This window comes from Paraburkholderia sp. SG-MS1 (genome assembly GCF_012275575.1).
Classification (GTDB): domain Bacteria; phylum Pseudomonadota; class Gammaproteobacteria; order Burkholderiales; family Burkholderiaceae; genus Paraburkholderia.
Genome location: NZ_NPIH01000146.1, coordinates 1 through 8,662, shown reverse-complemented (window position 1 = coordinate 8,662; position 8,662 = coordinate 1). Strand labels below are relative to the sequence as shown.

Genomic DNA, 8,662 nt, shown 5'->3' with positions numbered 1-8,662 from the left:
CGCGGCATGCGCCGGCGCCCCGCCATGCCGGCCCGCCACCGGGTCTGTCTGCGGTTCTTTTCAGGCCCCACCTATGGTGTAATGCCGGCATGCAAGTGACCAGCCAGTTCAAGACCGTCGCGCTCATCGGGCGCAACAATACGCCAGGTATCGGCGAGCCGCTGACCGCGCTCGCCTCGTGCATTGCAAAACGCGGCTTCGAAGTCGTGTTCGAGGCCGACACCGCCGCGGAAATCGGCATCACCGACTATCCGGCGCTGCGTCCCGCCGAGATCGGCGCGCGTGCCGACGTCGCCGTGGTGCTGGGCGGCGACGGCACGATGCTCGGCATCGGCCGTCAGCTTGCGCCGTACCGCACGCCGCTCATCGGCATCAACCATGGGCGGCTCGGTTTCATCACAGACATCCCGATCTCCGACATGCGCGAGATCGTGCCGCAAATGCTGGCCGGCAATTTCGAGCGCGAAGAACGCCTGCTGCTCGAAGCGCGCATCATGCGCGACGGCAATCCGATCTACCACGCGCTGGCCTTCAACGACGTGGTGGTCAACCGCAGCGGCTTTTCGGGGATGGCGGAACTGCACGTCTCGGTGGACGGGCGCTTCATGTATAACCAGCGCTCGGACGGCCTGATCGTCGCCACGCCGACCGGCTCGACCGCTTACGCACTGTCGTCGCAGGGGCCGATCCTGCATCCACAGTTGCAGGGCATCGTGCTCGTACCGATCGCGCCGCACGCACTGTCGAACCGGCCGATCGTGCTGCCGGACGAATCGAAGGTGAGCATCCAGATCGTCTCCGGGCGCGAAGTGAACGTCAATTTCGACATGCAGTCGTTCACCTCACTTGAGTTGAGCGACACGATCGAGGTGCGCCGCTCGCGTCATACGGTGCCGATGCTGCATCCGGTGGGATACAGCTACTACGCCACATTGCGCAAGAAGCTGCACTGGAACGAATACCCGTCGCACGAAGAAGATCCCAAGCCCTGAGCGGCGTAGTCACGCTGGAACGCCAAGGCCCAAGCTACCGCCGCTGCCGAAACCTGAATTTCAAGCTCATCAGACCACCTCCATGCTTCGCCACCTCTCGATACGCGACTTCGTCATCGTCGCCGCGCTCGACCTCGAATTCGACAGCGGCTTTACTGTTTTCTCGGGCGAAACCGGCGCCGGCAAGTCGATCCTGATCGACGCGCTGGCGCTCGCACTCGGCGCGCGCGCCGACGCGAGCGTCGTACGCACCGGCGAGAGCCGCGCCGACATCACCGCGGAGTTCGAGACCCATGCGCAGGTCGAGCAATGGCTCGACGAGCAGGCGCTCGGCGCCGGCAGCGACGAGCATGGCGGCACCGTGATGCTGCGGCGCGTGGTGGACGCCAACGGCCGCTCGCGCGCGTTCATCAATGGCACGGCGGCGACACTCGCGCAGTTGCGCGAGGTGGGCGAGATGCTGGTGGACATACACGGCCAGCACGCGCACCAGTTGCTGATGCGCCCCGACGCGCAACGCGAACTGTTCGATACCCACGCGGGTTTGTCGGACACCGCCGCCACCGTCACGCGCGCGTGGCGCACGTGGCGCGAGAAGGTTCAGGCGGTCGAGCACGCACAGACCCGCGACCGTGAGTTGCAGCTGGAGCGCGAGCGCCTCGCCTGGCAGCTCACCGAACTGGACAAGCTCGCGCCGCAAGCGGGCGAATGGGAAGAGGTCAACGCCGAGCACCATCGTTTGTCGCATTCGGCCAATCTGATCGACGGCGTGCAAGGCGCGCTCGGCGCGCTGTCCGAGTCCGACGAGGCGATGATCACGCACCTTGCGTCGATCGTGTCGAAGGTGCGCAACCTGGCCGAGATCGATCCTGCGCTGAACGACGTCCTCGCCGCGCTCGAGCCCGCCGAAATCCAGTTGCAGGAAGCGGCGTACTCGCTGAGTCATTACGCGCAAAAGCTCGAACTCGATCCGGACCGCCTCGCGCAAGTCGAAAAGCGCCTCGACGCGCTGCACTCGGCCGCGCGCAAATTCCGCCTGCAGCCGCAGACGCTCCCCGACGAACATCAGGCGCGGCGAGCGCAACTGGACGCGCTCGACGCCGCCGCCGATCTCGACAGTCTGCACGCCGCAGAGGCGAAGGCCAGGGAAGCGTACCTGGCCGAGGCGAAGAAACTCTCGAAGGCGCGTGCGAAAGCCGGCACCGCGCTGGGCACGGCGGTCACCACGGGCATGCAGGAACTGTCGATGAAAGGCGGCAGCTTCGAAGTCGCGCTGGTGCCGCTGCCCGAAGGCGGCGCGCATGGTTTGGAGCAGGTTGAGTTCCGCGTCGCGGGCCACGCCGGCGTGCCACTGCGACCGCTCGCCAAGGTCGCCTCGGGCGGCGAACTGGCGCGTATCAGCCTCGCGCTCGCGGTCATCGCTAGCGCGGCCAGCCCGACACCGACGTTGATCTTCGACGAAGTGGATACGGGCATCGGCGGCGGCGTCGCCGAAGTGGTCGGGCGGCTGTTGCATCAGCTCGGGCAAGCGCGCCAGGTGCTGTGCGTGACCCATTTGCCGCAAGTCGCCGCACGCGGCGACCACCATTTCCAGGTGGCGAAAGCCGGCAACGGGAAAGGCGGCACGGTGAGCAGCGTAATCTCACTCGACAAGGCGAGCCGGGTCGAGGAAGTGGCGCGGATGCTCGGCGGCCTGGAAATCACCGCAACCACGCGCAAGCACGCAAAGGAAATGCTGGCGGCCTGAAACGGCGCAGCCGCAGGGCGCTCACCCTGGCGCTTGCGCGGCCGTCGACACACACTTCTGCACACGTCGTGAGCAGAAGTGTCGGTCGATTACGCCCGCCGCCGCGCGCTCAAGTCGCGCAGCACACCCTCACCCGAACACCCGCTTCCACAACGCCAGCACCGCCTCACGCTCGGTCTCGACCAGCGCCGGATCGACGCGCGCCTTCTCCATCCCGTCGAGCCGCAGCTTGTGCTGCAACTTGCGATACGTGCGATACGCCGCGCCGACCGTCTCGGCTTCCGCCTCGCTCATCAGCCCGAAGCGCGACACTTCGCGCAGCAACGCGATGTTGCCGGTATTGCGGATCAACTCGGGATCGCGGGCCGCGTGCAGCAGCACCCAGTACTGCACGGTGAATTCGATATCGACCATCCCGCCACGGTCGTGCTTCAGATCGAACAGCGCCGGGGTGTGGTTCGGATGCCCCGCCCCGACGCGCTCGCGCATCTCGACGATCTCCTTCGCGAGCGGCGCCGCGTCGCGCGGCGTCGTCAACACCTGTTCGCGGATCGCCTCGAACTTCGCGCCGATCCCGGCATCGCCCGCGCAGTAGCGCGCGCGGGTCAGCGCCTGGTGCTCCCAGACCCACGCGGTGTTGGCCGCGTCGCCTTCGCGCAACTGGTAGCGGCGGAACGCGTCCAGGTCGGTGACGAGCAGACCCGATTCGCCGTTTGGGCGCAAGCGCAGGTCGACATCGAACAAGGTGCCGGCGCCGGTCGCGGTGGTCAGCCAGGTGATCAGGCGGCGGGTGTAGGTGGCGTAGACGTCGGCCGCGGCGTCGTCGGCATCGTCGTACAGGAAGATCACGTCGAGGTCGGACGCGTAGCCCAGTTCCTTGCCGCCCAGCTTGCCGTAGGCGATCACCGCAAAGCGCGGCACCTCGCGGTGACGCTTCGGCAACTGTTTCCAGACCGCTTCGAGCGTGACGTCGAGCACGGCGTCGGCAAGCTCCGACAGCCGGTCGCTCACGTGCTCGACGCTCAGCTTGCCGGCGAGATCAATCAGCAGAATGCGGAACACCTCGGCCTGATGCGCGTGGCGCAGCAGATCCATCTGCTGCTCCACGCCGTCGGCGGCGGCCAGCCGCAAGCGCAGCGTGCGCTTGAACTCCGGCCAGTCGAATGGACTGTTGATCGCTTCGTCGTCCAGCAGTTCGTCGAGCAGCTGCGGGTGGCGAATCAGATAACCGGCTGCCCAGCGCGAGCCGCCCAGCACCGACAGCACCTGATGCAGCGCCTGCGGATACTCGGTCAACAGCGCAAGGTAGGCGCCGCGCCGGCTCACCGCTTCGAGCAGATCGAACAGGCGCGCGACCGTGTCGCCGCGCCGCTCGGGCGGCTCGAGGGTACGCGCGGCTTCCAGCGCTCGCTGCGCGACGATGTCGAAACGTTGCCGGCTACGCTCGGCGAGCCCCGTGTAACGGGACGACTGCCACACCGCGCGCAAGCGCGCGAGCAGATCGCCCGGCTCGGCCACACCGAGTTCGATGAGACGCGCGCGCAATGCTTCATCGGCGCTGTCGTCAGCGAGCGCGCTGCTCCACACCCATGCGGCAGCGCCGTCTTCAGGCGCACCGCAGCCATCGCGGCCGCTCACCTTATCGGCGAAAATCTGGTCGAACTGCTGCTCGACGAATTCGCGATGCGCATCGAGCCTCGCCATCAGTGCCGCGTAGTCGTCGCAACCCATCGTGTGCGCAAGCGCCGCGCGCTCTTCGGGGTCGACGGGCATCGCGTGGGTTTGCGCATCGTTGCGGTATTGCAGACGGTGCTCGAGTTCGCGCAGGAACCGGTAAGCGACCGACAGCTTCTCGCACACCGACGTGTCCAGCAGCCCATGCGCGGCCGCGTGCCGCAACACGGCGAGCGTCGGCCGCACGCGAAAGCCCGCGTCCTGCCCGCCGCGAATCAGCTGGAATACCTGCGCGCTGAATTCGATTTCGCGGATGCCCCCGCGCCCGAGCTTGATGTCGTCGGCCTTGTCGGGCCGCATCGACGCGCGACGCTGCGCTTCCTGGCGAATTTGCAGATGCAGCGCGCGAATCGCGCTGATCACGCCGAAGTCGAGATAGCGGCGATAGACGAACGGCGTGACGATCGCGTCGAGCTGCTTCTGCAACCGCTGCGCCGCGTCGCTCGCGCCTTCCGACACGAGGCGCCCCTTGATCCATGCATAGCGCTCCCACTCGCGGCCCTGCACGTAGAAATACTCTTCGAGCATGCCGATGCTGCACACGAGCGGCCCGGAGTCGCCGTTCGGCCGCAGGCGCATGTCGACCCGGAACACGTAGCCGTCGGCGGTCACTTCGGCGAGCGCGCCGATCAGACGCTTGCCGAGCCGCGTGAAGAAGTCTTGCGTCGCAATCGGCGACCGCTGGCCGCCCGCCGTCTCGCCGTCCTCTTCATAGACGAAGATCAGGTCGATGTCCGACGACACGTTCAACTCGCGCCCACCCAGCTTGCCCATGCCGACCACGCCAAGCGTGAGCCGCTCGCCCTGCGGGCCGCGTGGTTCGCCATAGAGCGTTTCCAGCTCGGCGGACAGCACCGCGAGCGCACGCTGGATCGTCGTTTCCGCCAGATCGGTCATCGCCCCGGTCACTTCGGCGATGTCTGCCTTGCCTGCCAGATCGCGCTCCATCACCGCGCAAAACACCTCGGTACGCAGTTGGCGCAAGGCCCGTTTGAGTGCATCCTCGTTCAGTGGCGCACTGGCTGCGCCGGCCGCTTCGGCGCACAACGCGTCGAACCGCGCGTCGATGCGTTCGCGGGTCAGCGGTGCGCTCGCCAGCGCCGCCACGTGCGCGACGAGTGCCGGACGGGCTGCGGCGGCGCGCGCGGCGTAGTGTGAATAGCTGGAACTCAGGAGTGTGGCGTCAGTCATCAAAGGTCTGGCTCGCTCGTTGCTTGAATAGCGTGGTTCGATCCGCTGTAACACCTCGGTCCGGGGCACCGATGCACGCCTTGAGGCGGCGTGGAGACAGGGTTTGCCGGAAGTCCGCCGACCCTTTGCCGTGTGTTACATTTCGTCGTTAATTCGCAAAACTACCATATCGCCCACCCGCCGCAGCATGTCCGAGCGAAACGAATCCGCCGAGCAGCACGAACCCGGGCAGGTCGGACCTGTGCGCGGACACGACCACATCGTGTTGCGTCGGACGTTGCGCGTCGTCCTTGTCATCGCGCTGGTCCTCTACTTCATCGCCACGACACTGTTTCTCGGCTTGCGCTACGTCGTGCTGCCGCGCATCGACTCGTTGCGCCCGCGCATCGAAGCGATCGTTTCCGGGAAGCTGCGCACGCAGTTCACCATCGGCAAGCTGGCGCCGCATTGGAGCGGTTTTCAGCCGGGCGTCGACGTGACCAACCTCGTGATTCGCGATCACGAAGGCAAACCCGCGCTGACGATTCCGCACGCCACCGCCACGCTGTCGTGGCGATCGCTCTGGCAGTTTCATCCGGCGCTCTCCAGCCTGATCGTCGACCAACCCGACGTGCTGGTCTCGCGCAACGCCGACGGCGTGCTGTCGGTCGCCGGCGTGCCGGTGCCGACCCGGCATAGCGGCAACGACACGCTCTCCACCTGGCTGCTGCGCCAGCAAGCGATCGTGCTGCGCGGCGGCGTGCTGCGCTGGCGCGATGCGCAACACGCCGCGCCGGAGCTCGCGCTGCGCGACATCCGCATCGCGATTCTGAACGATGGCTACGACCACCGGCTCGCGTTGCAGGCACCCGCCGACGGCCAGGTGCTGCACGGCCCGATCGACTTCCGCACGCATTTCAGGCACGCGCCGCTCAGCGCGATCGGCAAGCCGATCAACTGGACCGGGCAGGTGTACATGTCGACGGGCCCGGTCGATCTGCCGACGCTCGCGCGCTACATCGACTTCCCGATCGAGACGTTTGCCGGCCGCATCGACAACGCGATCTGGGCCGACTTCTCCGAGGGCCGCATGAAGACGGCGAGCGGCAAGCTGAACGGCGCCGACGTCGCGCTGCGGGTGCGTCCGACGCAGCCCAAGCTGCTGCTGCCGGTCGCTCACTTCTCGTGGCGCCTCGATGTCGCCCAGCAGGGCGATTACCGGCTGCAACTCACGGACCTGCGCGCCGAACTCGGCCAGCCGCCACTCGACGACGGCACGCCGCTCACCCGCACCCTCCAGTTCGCGGCGCTCGACGGCCGCTACCGGACGGCGTCGCAGCAGCACGGGCAGCTCGTGAGCGTCGCCGGCGACCGCGTCGACCTGGGCATCCTCGCGGAATTCAGCCGCGCGCTGCCGCTGCCGCGGCGTCTGCTGAACAACCTGGTGCGCTTCAATCCGCGCGGCCTGATGGCCAACTACGTGATCGAGGTCGAGCGCGGCAAGCCGGAGTCGGGCGAAGTGGGCGGCGATCGTCACGCGACCGGCGCGGAGCCGATCGAGCGCTATCGCTTCAAGGGCGATCTGCAAGGCATCAGCGTGGCCGCCCAGGAACCGCCGCCTGGACTCACCGCTCGTAACCACCCGCGCGCGGGCATCCCCGGCATCGAAAATCTGTGGGGCAGCGTCGACGCCGACGAAAGCCACGGTACCGCGCTTCTCGACACGTCCAATGTGGCCATCACGCTGCCGGGCGTGTTCGACGATCCGCGCCTGAAGCTCGACCGTCTGCATGGCCGCGCCGACTGGACCATCACGCCGAAGGCGCCCGGCGAGAACCGCCCGGGGTTCGCGGTGAAGGTGGCCGATTTCGCGGTCTCGAACGCGGACGTCGCGGCCACCGCAAGCGCCAGCTATAGCAACCCCGGCCACGGCCGTGGCTCGTTGGACCTGAAGGCCGACTTCCAGCGCGCCCAGGTGACGCGCATCGCCCGCTATCTGCCGACCAGCATTACTGAAAAGCTGCGCATCTATCTGGGCCACGGGCTGCAGGCGGGCATCTCGCAGGGCGCGACGATCGAAGTGCACGGCGACCTGACCAAGTTCCCATACTCGCGCGATCCCGACGCCGGCATCTTCCATATCGTCGCGCCGTTCAGGGGCGGCAAGTTCGATCCTTCGCCCTACCCGCCGCGCAAGATGCGCAACGGCACGCCGAACGTGTGGCCGCCGCTCGACGGCATCGACGGCGTGTTCGAACTCAAGCAGAACGTGATGCGCTTCGACATCGCCCGCGGGCGGTACAGGCGCGTCGCGCTGACCGGCGTCAACGGCAGGATCGACGACCTCGGCAACCGGGGCTCGAATCTCGTCATCCAGGGTAATGGGCGCGGGCCGCTCGCCGACATGCTCGACTACGTGAACGGCAGCTCGCTCGGCATCATGGCCCGGCACCAGACCGAAAAGATTCGCGCCGAAGGGCCCGCGTCACTCGCGCTCAAGCTGACGGTGCCGCGCACGCCGAAACCGCATATCGGCGTGGAAGGCGCGGTCGGCTTCCTGAACAACCGGCTGAGCGTGCCGCGCGTGCCGCCGCTGTCGCAACTGAACGGCCGGGTGCGTTTCACCGAACGCACGGCCGAGCTCGACCGGCTCTCCGGGCAGTTCCTCGGCGGCGACGTGCATGCCGACGGCGGACTGCGGCAGAACGGTACGTACGCGCTGGCGCTCAACGGCCATATCGCCGTCGACGCGGCGCGCGGCCTCGATCTGCACGGTCCGGCCGCTCAGGTGCTCACGCGCCTGAGTGGCACGGCGCCCTACGCGCTGAACGTGCGCGGCGCCAAGGGCAGCTTGCCGGAAGTCAGCGCGACCTCCGATCTGACCGGCCTCGCGCTCGACTTCCCGGCGCCGTTCGCCAAGCCGGCCGGCGCGCCCATGCCGCTGCACTTCGCCGTCAAGCCGGCCGCAGCGCCGGGCGAAGCCGGCCTGGAACGCGCCGACCTGACGTTCGGCCCGATC

The 8,662-nt window shown here is 67.6% G+C and carries 4 protein-coding genes; 3 read left to right on the top strand and 1 reads right to left on the bottom strand.

Annotation, left to right across the window (positions count from 1 at the left end; all coding sequences use genetic code 11):
- Positions 1 to 89 precede the first annotated feature (89 nt).
- Positions 90 to 992, top strand: coding sequence for an NAD kinase (locus CIC12_RS11570; protein WP_168664251.1), 903 nt, complete (start codon positions 90 to 92; stop codon positions 990 to 992).
- An 82-nt stretch (positions 993 to 1,074) separates the two neighbouring features.
- A complete protein-coding gene (gene recN / locus CIC12_RS11565; RefSeq protein WP_168664250.1) occupies positions 1,075 to 2,739 on the top strand; it encodes a DNA repair protein RecN in 1,665 nt (554 codons plus the stop codon).
- 129 nt (positions 2,740 to 2,868) lie between these two features.
- Here recN and glnE read toward each other — a convergent pair whose 3' ends face one another.
- Positions 2,869 to 5,706 carry a bifunctional [glutamate--ammonia ligase]-adenylyl-L-tyrosine phosphorylase/[glutamate--ammonia-ligase] adenylyltransferase gene (glnE, locus tag CIC12_RS11560; RefSeq protein WP_168664252.1) on the bottom strand — a complete coding sequence of 946 codons (2,838 nt, stop codon included), beginning with the start codon at positions 5,704 to 5,706 and terminating at the stop codon, positions 2,869 to 2,871.
- Positions 5,707 to 5,851: 145 nt separating this feature from the next.
- On the opposite strand from glnE, the gene CIC12_RS11555 reads away from it, so the two are divergent.
- A partial coding sequence (locus CIC12_RS11555) for a YhdP family phospholipid transporter (protein ID WP_168664249.1) occupies positions 5,852 to 8,662 on the top strand: 2,811 nt, incomplete at its 3' end.